Genomic DNA, 14344 nt, shown 5'->3' with positions numbered 1-14344 from the left:
CCGCGACACCTGGACCAACAACCACCCCCACGCCACCACCAAAGCCGCACTCCGAGCACTCAAACGACACCTCACCAACACCATCTACCAAGCACTCAAAACAGACTTGACATAGAAGCTTCTTTCGGGACATCAGACGTCGCGAAAGTGGCTTTCGCGACACCCGAACCGGCTGGTGTGGCCTCACGGTGGACTGGTCAGCGACGCCTCGGTCGGGAGGGGCGATTCGGCTTAGACCGGACCGGTGTTTGCCTACCTGCACCTGACCAGCGCACGTGCGAAGTGGCAGCGATGGCACGGTCGAGTGTGAAGGAATCGGGACGTTGAGTGTCCCAAATCTTCCCCGCTCGCCCACATCGGCAAACAGAACAAGCCCACCGAGACGACATCGGGATCCCGTGGGTAGACAAATACGGGTCCACCAGAACCCGAATCGCCACTCACGACCGACTCCGCACCGCCACTCCAGAAGTACGTGAAGGAGTCCTTCAAGAACCCGCGGCGCCACTCACGAGACGCCGCGAAGCGCGGCGACGGCGTCCTTCAGCTCAGGGTCGGCCTCGGCCTTGTCGAGAGCGGCCGCCAGTACCTCCTGATAGGTCGGCTCGGTCTCGGCGTGCCGTTTCCGGCCTTCCTTGGTGATGCACGAATACACGCCGCGGCGGTCGGCCTCGCACGGGTCGCGCTCCGTCAGTCCGGCGTCTTCGAGGCGGACGACCATCCGGCTCACGGAACTCTGGTTGAGCCCGATCGCCTCGGCGAGTTCCTGCATGCGCAGGACACCCTTCCCGGTGGCGGCCAGCTTGCCGAGCGCGCGGAACTCGGAAAGACCGAGTCCGTGCCGTCGTTGCAATGCCTTCGCGAGTTCCTGCTCGATGCGCCCGTGCAGCGCGAGGACGCGGCCCCACGCCAGTTCATCGGCGGTCAAGGCGACCTCCCTAGTTTCCTTGACACCAGTTTACATGCAGTGACACAATCTGCTTGCACATACATGTACTTTGAAATCACTTCGGAGGGGGATCGTCATGTCCGACGATCGAAGCTTTCTGTTCCTGGTCGGGAGTGCCCGTGCCGGTGGCAACACGGAGATCCTGGCGAGGCGGGCGGCCAAAGAGCTTCCTCGCGGCGTCGGGCAGCGGTGGATCCGGACGGCCGAGGTCCCGTTGACGCCGTTCGTCGACCGGAAGCACGACGGTGAGGACTTCGTGCCACCGGCCGGAAACGAGCGGTTGCTGCTCGACGCGACCTTCGCCGCCACGGATCTGGTGATCGCGTCGCCGGTCTACTGGTACAGCGTTTCGGCGTCGGTGAAGCTGTACTTCGACCACTGGGCGAGTTGGCTGGATCAGCCGGAACTGGAGTTCAAGGCGCGGATGCGCGGCAAGACCCTGTGGGGAGTGAGCGCGCTCGCCGAGCGGCCGGAACAAGCGGAACCGTTGATCGGAACGTTGCGCAAAACCGCCGAATATCTCGGAATGCGGTGGGGTGGGCAGTTGCTCGGCAACGGGAGCCGTCCCGGTGACGTCCTGCTCGACGAAGGCGCGCTCAAGGCGGCCGAAACCTTCTTCGCCGACGCGGACTCCGTACGTCTAGAGGAGGTGCACGCCGTTCCCGCTCCGGCCGGGAGCTAACTCCGCGCGGAGCACGAGGTGCTCGTCGTAGTCGCCGCCGTTCTGGGAGCGGAACGGGATCGGGTCGCGAGTGGACAGTGTGCGCAGCCGGCCGTGCAGGGCCGCGACGGCGTCGTCGTACTGCTCGGGGGAAACGCGGTCAGCGCCGCAGACCGTCAGCGGAGGGAGGACGGACATTCCCGCGTACCACAGGGTTCCGTGCTGTAGCGGGAACAACAGGTCGTCGATCTCGCCGTTCACGCCGCGTGGTCCGACGGTGGCCTCCGGCGCGCCCGCGGTCAGCAGGACCATGGCGCGCTTCCCGGCCAGGGCTCCTTCGCCGTAGCGCGACGTCTTGCCGTCGGGGCGCCGCACGCCGTAAGCGAACCCCTTGACGAACACGCGGTCGAACCAGCCCTTGAGGATCGCGGGCATTCCGTACCACCACAAGGGAAACTGGATGATCACGGCATCCGCCCAGTCCAGTTTCTCGTGCTCCACGCGGATGTCGTCGCTGAGTTCGCCGGTCTCGAAGGCGTGCTTCGACGTGGGGCCGACGATCAAGCGATCGCTCGGCGCCGCTGAACCGAAGTCGTCTGCGTCGACGACGGCCTTCCACTTCATCGCGTACAGGTCGGACTCCCGGACGTTCGCCCCCTGGGCGCGGAGCGTGCGCAAGCCTTCGTCGCGCAGCGCGCCGCCGAGGGAACGAGGTTCCGGATGGGCGAAGATCCACAACACGTTCATGTCCCCACCGTCCCTCGGCGCTCAGGTCGACGCGAGTGGCTCGATGGCCAACATGTGCAAGAATCGAGCCATGGGCTTTTTCGCGCATCCGGACCGCCATCGGGTCGCCGTGCTGGTCCGGCACGGAATGCTGGTGATGGAGCTGGGCATCGTCACCCGGCTGTTCGGCACGGCCAAATCCGCCGACGGCGAGCGGCTCTACGACGTCGTCACCTGCACACCGGAGCCGGGGCAGATCCGGACCGACGCCGACATCACCATCTCCGTCCCGGTCGGGCCCGAGGTGCTGGCCGAGGCCGACACCGTGGTCATCCCGGCGTCGTCCACCGAGTACGAGCCGACCGGGCAGGACCTCACCGAACCGCTCGCGCGGGCGCTGGAGCTGATCCGGCCGGACGCCAGGATCGCGTCGATCTGCACGGGCGCCTTCGTGCTCGCCGCCGCCGGTCTGCTTGACGGCCGGAAGGCGACCACGCACTGGCGTTCGGCGCTGGACTTCCAGGCGAAGTTCCCGAAGGTCGCCCTCGATCCCAACGTGCTCTACACCGACGACGGCAACGTGCTGACGGCTGCGGGCGTCGCGTCCGGGATCGATCTCTGCCTGCACATGATCCGTTGTGATCACGGTGCCGCGGTCGCGAACGAGGTCGCGCGCGGGACGGTCGTCTCGCCGCACCGGGAGGGCGGGCAGGCGCAGTTCATCCGCCGCCCGGTTCCGGAACCGCAGTCGTCGTCGACGGCGGCGGCGCGTACCTGGGCACTGGAGAACCTCGGCAGGCCGTTGACGTTGCGCGAGCTCGCGGCGAAGGAGTCGATGAGCACGCGGACGTTCACGCGACGTTTTCGGGACGAGGTCGGGATTTCGGCCTTGCAGTGGCTCACTCAGCAGCGGGTCGAAAGGGCGCGTCAGCTGCTTGAGGAGACCGATCTGCCGGTGGACAAGGTCGCCACCGAGGCCGGGTTCGGCACCGCCGCTTCGCTGCGCCAGCACCTGCAGGCGGCGCTCGGTGTCTCACCGAGCGCGTACCGGAACACCTTCCGCGAGGCCGTTTAAGAGACGTCATCGAGCTGACCTCCTGGTAACTTACCCAGAAATAAGTTCCGGAGGTGGTTCGTGAAGGCCCTCAAGTTCGCCGAGCGGGTGCTGTTCGGCGTCGCCGCGATCGGCACGGTGTACTCCGCCAGGACGGGCAACCGGCGGTTGCAACTGGTGACGAAACCGGCCGCGGTCCCCGTACTCGCCGCTCGCGTCGCCCGGGCGCAAACGCTTGCACCAGGGGAGAAGGGTCTGCTCATCGCCGGTTTGGTCGCGGCCGGCGCGGGCGACCATTTCATGGGCCGGTCGCACGAGGATCGCGAACTGATCAAGGGCGCGACGTCGTTCGGCGTGATGCAGGTGCTGTACTCCGCGTTCTTGTGGCGTCGCGGTGCCCGTCCGCGTGCCGCGACCGCGTCGCCCCGGCTCGGAGCCTGGGCTGCGGCGGCTGTCGCGATGGCGCTGCCGAAGCCGTCTCCGGTGTCCTCGGTGCTTTCGGTCTACGGGGGACTGTTGAGCACGACGTCGACCCTCGCGGCCGACCCGGCCTTGGCGCCGAAGGCCAAGGTCTCGGGCGGAATGGTGGTCCCGTCGGGTGACCGCCGGACCTGGATCGCCGCCGGCGCACTGCTGTTCTCCGCGTCGGATCTGGCGATCCTGATCCGCCGCAACTTCGTCACCAGCGAGCGGGTGCGGGCGAACCTCGAGACCTTCGTGCTGACGTCATACCTCGCCTCGCAGTGGCTGCTCGTCGAAGGCATGACCGCGGAGAAGTAGAAAGTTAAGCATTTACTTGACTATCGCTCGGCGTGGGCGGATAGTTAAGCATGTGCCTAACCAACGGATGGATCAGGTGTTCAAGGCGCTTTCCGACGGGACGCGCCGCGAAATGATCGAGCGCCTCACCCGGGGACCTGCCTCGGTGGGGGAGCTCGCGCAGCCGTTGTCGATGTCGTTGCCCGCCGTGATGCAGCACCTCCAGGTGCTCGAAACCTGCGGGCTGGTCCGGACGGAGAAGGCGGGGCGAGTCCGCACCTGCCACCTCGAACCGGACGGCCTGCGCATGGCCGAAGACTGGCTCGGCGGGCAGCGCACCGGCTGGGAACACCGGCTCGATCGCCTTGGTGGCTTTCTGGACTCCGATGAAGGGAACCGGTCATGACCGTCAAACACGCCACTTTCACCCTCGAACGCGTCTACTCCGCTCCGCCCGAACGCGTTTTCGCCGCCTGGTCCGACCCTGCCGCGAAAGCGGGCTGGTTCACCGTGCCGGGCGGCGGCCACTCCTTGGACTTCCGCGTCGGCGGCCGAGAAGTCACCACCGGTCCGCCCGATGACGAGAAACGGATGGCCTTCACGTCGAATTATGCGGACATCGCCGAAAACGAGCGGATCGTCTACGCGTCGACGCTCTCCGCGAACGACGTCCCGGCGACCGTGTCCGTCACGACGATCTTGTTCGAAGCCGAGGCGGGCGGCACCCGGCTGACGCTGATCGAACAGGGCACCTTCCTTGACGGACACGAAGAACCGAGCTGGCGGGAGCAGGGAACGGGCGACTGGCTCGACAAACTGGGCAAAGCACTGACGCGGTGACTTCCGGCAGGATGGGGACATGCTGACCGCTGAGCTGATCGTCGACAGCCGTTTCCCGTCGGTACCCGCGCTCTCCTCCGACGGGAAATGGGTCGCCTACCAGGTTTCGACCATCACGAAAGGCGTCCCCGAGATCTGGCTCGCCGCTGTGGACGGCAGCGAAAAGCCGCGGAAGCTGGCCGAAGGGTCCTCGCCCCAGTGGTCCGCGGACGCCCTCTACTTCCTCCGGGACGGCCGTGTCTGTTCGGGGGACGAGGAACTGTTCGCCTGGCAGAGCGAGATCACCGGGTTCGTTCCGATGCACGACAGGATCGTGTTCATCGCCGAGGACGAGACGCCCGCGCCGGCCATCTGGGTCTGGAGTGAGAGCCTTCGCCCGGCGCGGCTGCGGAGTTTCGACCCGCGGACCGGCGAGATCGGAACGCTGGTCGAAGACCACGTCGTCGCCGTCGCCCGCCGTCCGGACGACAAGGCGCTCGCCGTCGTCACCTGGCCGACGCCGGAGGTCGATCCGGGTGGTCTCGAACCCCGGCTTTCCGTGCTGGACCTGGAAACCGGTGAGCGGCACGATCTCGGCCGGGTCGCGATCGAAGCCGCCGGCCCCGTTTGGTGGCGGGACGAGGACGGCTGGCGCATCGCGTATCTCGGGAATCCGGAACTGGTGGGCGGCCGGGCGGTCTTCGACGTTTCCGTGGAAACAGGGGAACAGCGGAACCTGACCGAGGAATCGACCTGCCCGGTCGAGCTCGCGCAGGTCGATTCCGGTGCTCCTCTGGTGCTCGTCGCCGACGGGCTCGACACGGCCCTCCATCGGCTCGGGTCCGGCGAAGTGTCGTTCTGGCGAGGGCAAGCCGACGCGGTGGCCTCGAACGGCGAGATCGTGGTGACCGTGCTGAGCACCGCACACCGGCCGAAGGATGTCCATTGTGGACCGGTGGGCGGGGCGTTGACGCGGGTCAGCGACACGGCGCCGGAGTTCGCCGGGATTTCGTGGGGCTCCCAGGAACGGTTGTCCTACAAGGCGTCCGACGGCCTCACGTTGGACGGCCTGCTCGTTCTGCCACCGGGAAAGACCCGGGCCGACGGGCCTTTCTCGCTGGTCACGCGGGTGCACGGTGGACCGTACGACCGGCACGCGGACCGCTTCATGCTCGGCTGGTTCCCGTCCGCGCAGTGGTTCGCCCTGGCAGGGCACGCCGTCTTCCTGCCGAATCCCCGTGGGGGACAAGGTCATGGGCATGAATTCGCCGCTTCCGTCGCCGGACGGGTCGGCCTGGAGGAATGGGGCGATATCGAGACCGGGATCGATCTCCTCATCGCCGAAGGAGTGGCCGATCCGGAGCGGCTCGGGATCGTGGGCGGGAGCCACGGCGGATACATGACGGCCTGGGCCGTCGGGCAGACCCGCCGGTTCAAGGCGGCGCTGATGGTCGCCGGGATCTGTGACTGGAGCATGCTCGCCGCGACCGGTGAACTCGGTCCGCTGATGGAAGCCGCCCACAGCGGGAGTATCGGCTGGGAAGGGACAGGCCCGCACCGGCACGATCAGCTCAGTCCGATCTCCTTCGCGTCGAAGGTCGAGACCCCCGTGCTGATCGTGCACGGTGCGGAAGACACGAACGTCCCGTTGTCCCAGGCGGAATTCTTCCACCGCGCGCTACGCCACTTCGGCGTCGAACACGAGCTCGTCGTGTATCCCGGCGAAGGGCATTCGCTCCGCGGGCGGGAACACCAGCTGGACTTGCTTCGCCGGGCTCGCGAGTGGTTCGCGCGCCTGCTCTAGCTCCAGTCGGCCTGCGGCTCTCCGGGGATGTGCGTGCCGAAGGTCCACTCGTAACCTTCGAGATCGTCGACCCGGCAGCGGTAGTTGCCCCATTCGGTGTTCGCCGGTGCCCAGACCTGCGTCGCGCCGGCTTCGACGGCGGAGGCGAAGACGGCGTCCACGGCCTCTTGCGTCGGAAGGCTGACGTAGAGGCCGTGGCCGACGGTCTCACCCTTGCGGGTCGCATGGTCGTAGTCCTCCTCCGCGCTGAACACCATGATCGAGGCCCCACCGAGCCGCAGTTCGGCGTGCTGGATCAGGCCCTTCTCGTCGGGGAACTCCATAAGGGTCTCGAAGCCGAAGGCACTTTCGAGCCAGCGAAGCGCCTTCGGAGCGTCGCGGTAGGCGAGGTAGGAGTGGAGGGAAGCGGGGCGTGCCGTGGTTTCGGTCATGGGCAGAGCTTGGCAACCAATGCGGACACCTATGGCCCTCGATCAGGGAATCTTCCCCGGCAATCCGAACCGGGTCAGGTCGGCTGTCAGGAACGACACGACTTCGGCGATCTTCGTGCCGTTCAGCACGACCAGGTCGAGCCCGCCGGGGACGAAGGCGTTCTCGCCTTCGTCCCACAGGTACGTGCCGAACGCGAGCTGCCCGTTCGCGCGCGCCGGGAGGAGCCGCCACTCCCTGGTCAGCGGGCCGTCGAGCAGGAACGCGCGGATGGCGTCGCGGCCCTGGTACCACTCGGGCAGCGGCGGCATGCTGTACCTGGCGTCCTCGGTGAGCATCGCGACGATGGCGTCGACGTCGCGGCTTTCCCAAGCCGCGACGTACTTGCCCGCCACCTCCCGGAAATCGCCGATCGGCCCGGGCTCTCCGTGCAGCCGCACGACCTTGCGGGCGCGCTGCAGGGCGCTGTTGACCGAGGCCACCGTGGTCTCCAGTTGCTCGGCGACCTCCTGCGCCGAAAACTGCAGCACTTCACGAAGTACGAGCACCGCCCGTTGCACCGCGGAAAGGCGCTGCAACGCCGCGACGAAGGCCAGCTCGATGTTCTCCCGGATCAGGAACCCGGCTTCGGGCCCCTGATCCGGATACGGTTCGAGCCAGAGACGTTCGGCTTCCGGCGCGTCCGGGCCCAGGTCGGCGGGCAACTCGCGACGTCCCCGCCGCTCGATCGCCGTCAGGCAGCGGTTCGTGGCGATCTTGTACAGCCACGGCCGGATCGAACCGCGACCGTCGAAGCGATCGAGACTCTTCCAGGCCCGGACGAGGGTTTCCTGCAGGGCGTCGTCCGCGTCGTGTACCGAACCGAGCATGCGATAACAGTGCGCGTGCAACTCGCCGCGGAACGGGGCGACCAGCTGTCCGAAAGCGGCCGAGTCACCCGCCTGCGCCGTTTCGAGCAGTGTTTCCGCCATCCGTCGCCTCCAGGCTCACCAGAGTAGGCGGATTCCGAGCACGGTGATCAGCGCGCTGGACGCGAGCGCGGTGACCAGCCGTCCACGACGTCCGGTCAACGCCTTGCCAAGTACCGCGCCACCGCCCGCGAGGAACAGTTGCCAGCTGGCCGAAGCCACGAACGCCGCGAGCACGAACACCACGTGTTCCGCCCCGGTCGCCGCGGCCATGTCCTCGCTGCCGAGCACGAGCGCCGCGAAATAGACCACCGTGGTCGGGTTCAGCAGCGTGATCCCGAGCAGGCTCACGTAGGCCTTCAACGGGCCTATCGCGACAGGCTGCGTCACGTCGGCCTTCGCGGAGTCGCGGAAGTTCCGGATCCCGGTGAATCCGATGTGGACGGCCAGCCCGAGCAGCACCACCACCGAAGCCCACCGCAGTGGACCGGCGATCGGCTGGATGACCGGGATGAGCTTGCTGCCGCCGAGGACCGCGACCAGGGCGTAAAGGCCGTCGGCCGTGGCGACGCCCAGCGCGGCGTACGCGCCGATCTTGAGCCCTGACCGCGCCGTCAGTACCACCAGATAGGTCGCGACCGCGCCCACCGGAATGGCGATGCCATAGCCGGCGAGCAGGCCCGCGACGAGCGCGGCGCTCACGGTCGGACTGGTGTCGGCCTCCGCCCGGTCCCGGCCTGCTGCTGGACCCGCACCCGTCGGAGGACGGAGGGCGTCGGCAGGAAGGCGAGGGTCGAAGTCATGTGCAGAAGGATGCGAACGGACGGCCGCGCGCGCAACACAATTAACGGGACCGAGGCCGGGTGGGTCGTGAGTGGCGATTCGGGTTATTGAGGGGTAAGGCAAACGTGTCGTGTTCGCGGGTGGGTCGTGCCGGACTGAAAGCCCCTTCGCCGCGTCCGGTGCCGAGCGGCCGTGTCGCGAAAGCCACTTTCGGGACGTCTGATGTCCCGAAAGTGGCTTTCGCGACGTCCCGGGAGGCTGGCGTGGCCTTCATAGTGGCGTTGTGGCTGAACCCAAGGTGAGCGAAGGCGTGACTCGCGTGATCGGAGCCGGATCTCGCGTGATCAGACCCCGAACTGCGTGATCGTCTCCCGATCACGTGAGATCCGGCTCCAATCACACGTGATCCGTCTCTGATCACACGGCCGGCACTTCCAGCCCTGGCCCCACCCCACGACCGACGCCAAAAACGGCACGAGCACGCCACGTTTGCCCTTCTCCTCAATAGAACCCGAAACGCCACTCACGACCCACCCGGCCCACCGAGGCCCGCGCTCAGACGGCGGTCGTCTGCAGAACGGCGTCCAGGTCCGCCAGCAGCCGGGCTTTCGGCTTGGCGCCGACGGTCGTCCACACCGGACTCCCGTCACGGAAGAGAATCAGTGTCGGCAAGGACATGACCTGATAATTCCTTGCCGTCAAAGGGTTTTCGTCGGAGTTCAGCTTGCGGATGATCAGCGCGTCGGCGCGTTCTTCGGCGATCTCGGCGAGCACCGGCGCGATCATGTGGCAAGGCGGGCACCACTGCGCCCAGAAGTCCACCAGGACGGGCTTGTCCTGCTCCAGGACGAGTTCTCGGAAGGTCTCATCGGTGACGACGGAAAGGGATGACATTCAGGTCTCCTCGGTTTCCCGGCTGACGACACACGGACCCGGCGGCGTTTTCAACGCGCCCGCCAGCTTGGCCAGCAGGCTGTCCCGCGCTTCGTTCAACCTGGCCAGACAGGCGTCCACCTCGGCGAGTTTGCGTTGGTAGACCTCGATCGAATCGGCGCACGAATCACCGGTCTCGTGGCCCGCGCGCAAGCACTCGACGAACGGCCTGGTGTCTTCGAGGCTGAGCCCGACCGCTTGCAGGGTCAGGATCTCGTTGACCAGACGGTAATCGTCCTCGTCGTACTCCCGGTATCCGTTCGACGCGCGCCGTGCGTCGAGAAGCCCTTGTGACTCATAGAAACGCAGCGCGCGCGTGGTGGTCCCGGTCCGCGCGGCGAGTTCGCCGATCCGCATGGTTCCGAGCGTAAACCTTGACCTTGGCGTCAAGGCAAAATCCGCTCAGCCGTCGAGATCGACCCGGATGGTGAGGAGGTCCGTGCCGATCGCCTGCACGGCGGCGCTGTTGAACCTGGGCAGGGCCTTCAGCCGGGCGCGGGGGTCGTCGTCCGGGAGCAGCCGCGCGGTACCGGTGTGCCACTGGCCCTTGAGCCGGACGCGGACGCGCGGATCGGCCTGGATGTTGCGGACGTACTGCGACTTCTCGCCGAACTCCGAGACGATCCAGAACTCGAGGCCCACCCGGCGGCCACCGATCGGTGTCTGCCGGGAGACCCCGGACTTGCGTCCGGTGGTCTCGAGGATCGGCTGATTCGGCAGCCGGACGAGGAGTGGGTTGCCGACGTGTCGCTGGAAGGTCGTGGCCACCCGGTGCTTGATTTCGTGAAAGCGCGACATGTGGCTCCTGAAGCTCGAAGAGGAGGTCTAGGTCGAGGTTGCCCGACGCACCAGCAGCGTGCACCTCTGGCTGGGGTGCTCGAAGCCGGGGTGCGGTCCGCGATCGAGGCGGGCGACGAGGTCGAAACCCGCGGCGCGCGACGCCGAGACCTCGGCGTCCGGGTCGAGGAACCGGAAATCCAAGTCGACGTCGCGACCCCACCAGGTGCCGAGGGTCTTCACCCCGCCGTCGGGGAAGTCGGGATCACTGACATGAAAGGAGAGCAAGGCGTACGCGCCGGGCCGCAGGACCCGGGCGAATTCGCGGTAGGCCGCCGCCCGCTGGCCGTCGTCGAGATGGATGGTTGCGTAAAGGCAGACAAGCCCGTCCAGCGCCGCTGCTCGCAGGGGCAACGCCGTCATGTCCGCGGCACACGCCGGTAGCGAGGTGCGGCGTCGGACGGCCGCGCACATCGCGGTCGAGAGATCCAGGCCGATGACTCGCGAGCCTCGGGAGGCCAGATGAGCGGCGACCTGTCCCGGGCCGCAGCCGATGTCCGCGACCGTTCCTTCGTGAACGAGTTCGGCGAAGGCGCCGAGCAGCGCGCGATCCAGGGGTTTGTGCCGGAGTTCGTCACCGAGTTCCTCTGCGTACCGGTCGGCCACCAGGTCGTAGCTCCGGCGCGTCCGGTCGGTCATGGTCGCCGACGGTACTCCGGACCAGCCGTTCGCGTCAGTACGCTCGGCGCATGGTGAACGAGTCCGACGTGGACCCGGGGGACGGGACCACGCTGCACACGTACGACACGGGTGGGACCGGTCCGGTGGTCTTCTGGCATCACGGGACCCCGAACATCGGTGCTCCGCCGTCACCGCTGTTCCCCGCCGCCGAACGACTCGGCCTGAGGTGGGTGTCGTACGACCGGCCCGGCTATGGCGGCTCGACGCCCCGGCGGGGAAGGAATGTCGCGTCGGCGGCGTCGGACGTCGCGAGGATCGCCGACGCCTTGAACATCGAGCGGTTCGGGGTCTTCGGTCATTCCGGTGGCGGCCCGCACGCGCTCGCCTGCGCGGCCCTGCTGCCGGAACGCGTTTCGGCGGTGGTCGGTGTCGCGAGCATGGCTCCGTACGGCGGCGACGGTCTGGACTGGTTCGCGGGAATGAGCTCGGCGGGAGTCGGGTCTCTGACGGCGGCCTTGGCCGGGCGAGCGGAGAAGGAGAACTACGAGGCAACGGCCGAGTACGACGCCGAGATGTTCACCGCGTCGGATCACGCGGCCTTGTCAGGCGACTGGAAGTGGCTCCTCGACGTCGTCGGCCCCGCGGTCGAGGGTGGGCCGGGCGGGCTGATCGACGACGACCTCGCGTACGTCGCGCCGTGGGGGTTCCGGCCGTCCGACGTCGAGGCCCCGGTGCTGCTGCTGCACGGTGGCGAGGACCGGATCGCGCCTCTCGGGCACGGGGAGTGGCTCACCCGGCAGATCGCCACGGCCGAGGCACGCACGTTTCCCGAGGACGGGCACATCTCGGTCCTCCGTCACGGGGAAGCCGCGCTCGAGTGGCTGGCCGAGCGCTTGTGACCTGCGGGTCTCGTGAGTGGTAAAGACGGTTCTAACCGTCCTTGCCACTCACGAGGCGTTAGGCCGAGGGCCGTCCGGCGCCGGTGTAGTCGTCGCCCTTCGAGTGGTACGTGTGGATCTGGATCGCCTGGCCCTCGGTGGGCGCGTTGATCATCAGCCCGTTCCCGAGATAGAGCCCGACATGATGGATCCTCGTCGCCGGGTTCCCGTAGAACACGAGATCGCCGAGCTTCGGTTCCTGACCACCGGGGACCTGCGGCAGTGCCCGGAACTGGCTGTCCGCGGTCCGCGGCAGCCCGACACCGGCTTCGTCGTAGGACGCCTTCGTCAGCCCGGAGCAGTCGAAGCCCGCCGCGCCCGCTTCCGGGCCGTTGCCGCCCCACACATACGGGAGGCCTAACTGGCCGAGGGCGAACCGGGTCGCCTTCACCGCGGGGCTGGAGCCTCGCGCCGGGTCGAGGGACAGGGTCGCGTAGAGCTGGGCGTTGCCGAGAACGCGCTGGCGGAACAGTTCGGCCTCGTTGCCCTTGCCGCCCTGGTAGCCGGCGATCGCCTTCCACCAGCCGTTGCCGCCGCCGAGGTCGGCTCCGGAGGCGCACAGCGCGCGGCCGGCGGCGACCGAGGCGGAGTCGGGGTCGGCGAGCGCGGGCTTCGCGATGCCGGGGATCGACGAGCCGTGCTTCTTCCACTGCTGTGCCGACAGGCCGAGGGGGTTGTCACCGCCGCGTCCGTGGTTCGAGCTCGCGGCGCCGACCCCGGCCAGGGTGACCCAGGAGAGGTGACAGTTCGGCTGCTCGCCGCGCAGCGCCAGCTCGCCGTTCGCGTAGCCGATCAGCGATTTCGCCGGGATGTCGAGCGGTCCCGCGAGTTTGGCGGCCCACTCTTCGAGCGGCCGGGCGCCCTTCGGCGTCTCCTGGGCCTTGACCGGCGCGCTGACTTCGAGGACCGACGGACCCGCACCGCCGCCGACGGTGGCCGGGTCCCGGTTGGCGGCGGGGACGGGGACCTGCCCGATCCCGTCGGCGGGCGCCGGATCGTTGCCGCCCGCGAGCAGCCAGCCCGCCGTCGCGAGTCCCGCGACCAGCGGGAGGGCGACCAGGCTTCGCATCGCCACACCCCGCGCCCAGGACTTCTTCGGGCTGGCGGGGGACACGCTCGGGGCGGACTCGGGCTCGGTCACGCCGTCCAGGTTATTGGAGACCACCTCTGCGTAACGAGCGAACGCCTTGCACGTTAGGGGGACTCTCATATTCTGGACGAATGAGTGAGACGGGAGCGCTCGACGCCGAGCGTCTGAGTGCCGCGCTGTCCGGCCGGTACGCCGCGATCCAGGTCGTGGCGAGCACCGGGTCCACCAACGCCGACCTGCGGGAAGCCGCCGCGAAGGGGGCTGAAGACCGCACCGTGCTGATCGCCGAAGAGCAGACGGCCGGTGTCGGCCGCCGCGCCCGGCAGTGGTCTTCGCCGAAGGGATCAGGCCTCTACGTCAGCGTGCTGCTGCGTCCGCGCGACGTTCCGTTCGCCAATTTGGGTTCACTTTCCGTGGTCGCGGGCCTCGCAGTCCGGGAGGTCGCCGCGAGCCTCGGCGTCGACGCCGTCCTCAAGTGGCCGAACGACGTCCTGGCCGGGCCGGACCGCGCCAAATGCGCGGGCATCCTGGCGGAGGCCGCCGCCGGTGAAGAGACCAGCGTCGTCCTCGGCATCGGCCTGAACGTGCTGCCGCTCGGCGAGAACGTCCCGGCCGGGCCAGGCGGCCTGCCTGCGACTTCCCTGGCCGAGCAGGGGGCGGACGAGACCGATCGCGCCGAGATCGCCGCGCGGCTGCTCACCGGTTTCGACGAACTCGAACGCCGCTGGCGGCTCGCCGGCGGGTCGCTGGCCGAGGCGGGACTGCTCGGGGACTACCGGCGGCACTGCGCCACGCTGGGACAGGACGTCGAGGTCCAGTTGCCCGACGGTTCGGCGCTGACCGGCCGCGCCGCCGACATCGATCCCGCCGGCCAGCTCCAGGTCGACGTTCCCGGTGGTGAGCGGTACACGGTGTTCGCCGGAGACGTCGTCCACGTGCGGCCCGCCGCGTCCTGATCGGGTGTGCCGCGAATTGCGGCGTCTCCTCTTCCGCCGGGACCGTTCGCCGGTACGGTGAGCTCACCAGCGCCGAA

At 68.1% G+C, this 14344-nt stretch carries 18 protein-coding genes; 8 read left to right on the top strand and 10 right to left on the bottom strand.

The window, feature by feature from the left end; genetic code table 11:
- Nucleotides 1-508: 508 nt before the first annotated feature.
- A complete protein-coding gene (locus ACLJPX_RS40605; protein WP_101612384.1) occupies nt 509-928 on the bottom strand; it encodes a MarR family winged helix-turn-helix transcriptional regulator in 420 nt (139 codons plus the stop codon).
- 97 nt (nt 929-1025) lie between these two features.
- On the opposite strand from ACLJPX_RS40605, the gene ACLJPX_RS40600 reads away from it, so the two are divergent.
- Nucleotides 1026-1631 carry a flavodoxin family protein gene (locus ACLJPX_RS40600; protein ID WP_410605520.1) on the top strand — a complete coding sequence of 202 codons (606 nt, stop codon included), beginning with the start codon at nt 1026-1028 and terminating at the stop codon, nt 1629-1631.
- On the opposite strand, the gene ACLJPX_RS40595 is transcribed toward ACLJPX_RS40600, so the two are convergent.
- On the bottom strand, nt 1590-2357 hold the full coding sequence (locus ACLJPX_RS40595; protein ID WP_410605519.1) for an NAD(P)H-dependent oxidoreductase: 768 nt from the start codon (nt 2355-2357) through the stop codon (nt 1590-1592). The two genes, ACLJPX_RS40600 and ACLJPX_RS40595, sit on opposite strands and share 42 nt — an antisense overlap.
- Before the next feature lie 43 nt (nt 2358-2400).
- Here ACLJPX_RS40595 and ACLJPX_RS40590 point away from each other — a divergent pair, with 43 nt between their 5' ends.
- The 5 genes from ACLJPX_RS40590 (at nt 2401) to ACLJPX_RS40570 (ending at nt 6772) form a co-directional block, all read left to right on the top strand.
- Nucleotides 2401-3411, top strand: a complete 1011-nt coding sequence (locus ACLJPX_RS40590) for a GlxA family transcriptional regulator (RefSeq protein WP_410605534.1) — start codon at nt 2401-2403, stop codon at nt 3409-3411.
- Between the two features lie 60 nt (nt 3412-3471).
- Nucleotides 3472-4170: a lysoplasmalogenase family protein gene (locus tag ACLJPX_RS40585; protein ID WP_101612388.1), complete on the top strand. Its 699-nt coding sequence runs from the start codon at nt 3472-3474 to the stop codon at nt 4168-4170.
- Between the two features lie 67 nt (nt 4171-4237).
- Nucleotides 4238-4555, top strand: a complete 318-nt coding sequence (locus tag ACLJPX_RS40580) for an ArsR/SmtB family transcription factor (protein ID WP_410605533.1) — start codon at nt 4238-4240, stop codon at nt 4553-4555.
- On the top strand, nt 4552-4989 hold the full coding sequence (locus ACLJPX_RS40575) for an SRPBCC family protein (RefSeq protein WP_410605518.1): 438 nt from the start codon (nt 4552-4554) through the stop codon (nt 4987-4989). The genes ACLJPX_RS40580 and ACLJPX_RS40575 overlap by 4 nt, the downstream gene beginning before the upstream one ends.
- Before the next feature lie 19 nt (nt 4990-5008).
- A complete protein-coding gene (locus tag ACLJPX_RS40570) occupies nt 5009-6772 on the top strand; it encodes a prolyl oligopeptidase family serine peptidase (protein ID WP_410605517.1) in 1764 nt (587 codons plus the stop codon).
- Here ACLJPX_RS40570 and ACLJPX_RS40565 read toward each other — a convergent pair.
- The 7 genes from ACLJPX_RS40565 to ACLJPX_RS40535 all read right to left on the bottom strand — a co-directional run bounded on the left by ACLJPX_RS40565 (nt 6769) and on the right by ACLJPX_RS40535 (nt 11301).
- On the bottom strand, nt 6769-7203 hold the full coding sequence (locus tag ACLJPX_RS40565; protein WP_410605516.1) for a VOC family protein: 435 nt from the start codon (nt 7201-7203) through the stop codon (nt 6769-6771). The two genes, ACLJPX_RS40570 and ACLJPX_RS40565, sit on opposite strands and share 4 nt — an antisense overlap.
- 42 nt (nt 7204-7245) lie before the next feature.
- Nucleotides 7246-8172, bottom strand: coding sequence for a sigma-70 family RNA polymerase sigma factor (locus ACLJPX_RS40560; protein ID WP_410605515.1), 927 nt, complete (start codon nt 8170-8172; stop codon nt 7246-7248).
- Nucleotides 8173-8187: 15 nt separating this feature from the next.
- Entirely contained in the window at nt 8188-8811 is a 624-nt protein-coding gene (locus tag ACLJPX_RS40555) for a LysE/ArgO family amino acid transporter (protein WP_410605514.1), read from the bottom strand.
- A gap of 636 nt (nt 8812-9447) precedes the next feature.
- Nucleotides 9448-9786, bottom strand: a complete 339-nt coding sequence (gene trxA, locus ACLJPX_RS40550; RefSeq protein WP_410605513.1) for a thioredoxin — start codon at nt 9784-9786, stop codon at nt 9448-9450.
- A complete protein-coding gene (locus ACLJPX_RS40545) occupies nt 9787-10182 on the bottom strand; it encodes a MerR family transcriptional regulator (RefSeq protein ID WP_101612396.1) in 396 nt (131 codons plus the stop codon).
- 45 nt (nt 10183-10227) lie between these two features.
- On the bottom strand, nt 10228-10623 hold the full coding sequence (locus tag ACLJPX_RS40540; protein WP_410605512.1) for a nitroreductase/quinone reductase family protein: 396 nt from the start codon (nt 10621-10623) through the stop codon (nt 10228-10230).
- Between the two features lie 27 nt (nt 10624-10650).
- A complete protein-coding gene (locus ACLJPX_RS40535; RefSeq protein WP_410605511.1) occupies nt 10651-11301 on the bottom strand; it encodes a class I SAM-dependent methyltransferase in 651 nt (216 codons plus the stop codon).
- A gap of 50 nt (nt 11302-11351) precedes the next feature.
- Here ACLJPX_RS40535 and ACLJPX_RS40530 point away from each other — a divergent pair, with 50 nt between their 5' ends.
- Nucleotides 11352-12182, top strand: a complete 831-nt coding sequence (locus ACLJPX_RS40530; RefSeq protein ID WP_410605510.1) for an alpha/beta fold hydrolase — start codon at nt 11352-11354, stop codon at nt 12180-12182.
- Nucleotides 12183-12240: 58 nt separating this feature from the next.
- Here the strand turns inward: ACLJPX_RS40530 and ACLJPX_RS40525 are convergent, their stop codons facing one another.
- Nucleotides 12241-13362: a C40 family peptidase gene (locus ACLJPX_RS40525; protein ID WP_410605509.1), complete on the bottom strand. Its 1122-nt coding sequence runs from the start codon at nt 13360-13362 to the stop codon at nt 12241-12243.
- A gap of 80 nt (nt 13363-13442) precedes the next feature.
- On the opposite strand from ACLJPX_RS40525, the gene ACLJPX_RS40520 reads away from it, so the two are divergent.
- Nucleotides 13443-14267 carry a biotin--[acetyl-CoA-carboxylase] ligase gene (locus ACLJPX_RS40520; protein WP_410605508.1) on the top strand — a complete coding sequence of 275 codons (825 nt, stop codon included), beginning with the start codon at nt 13443-13445 and terminating at the stop codon, nt 14265-14267.
- Nucleotides 14268-14344: the final 77 nt, after the last annotated feature.

The sequence above is a fragment of the Amycolatopsis sp. lyj-90 genome, assembly GCF_046549035.1.
Classification (GTDB): Bacteria; Actinomycetota; Actinomycetes; order Mycobacteriales; family Pseudonocardiaceae; genus Amycolatopsis.
Note: the sequence above shows the minus strand (reverse complement) of the source record. Positions and strands in the feature narration are given on the sequence as shown.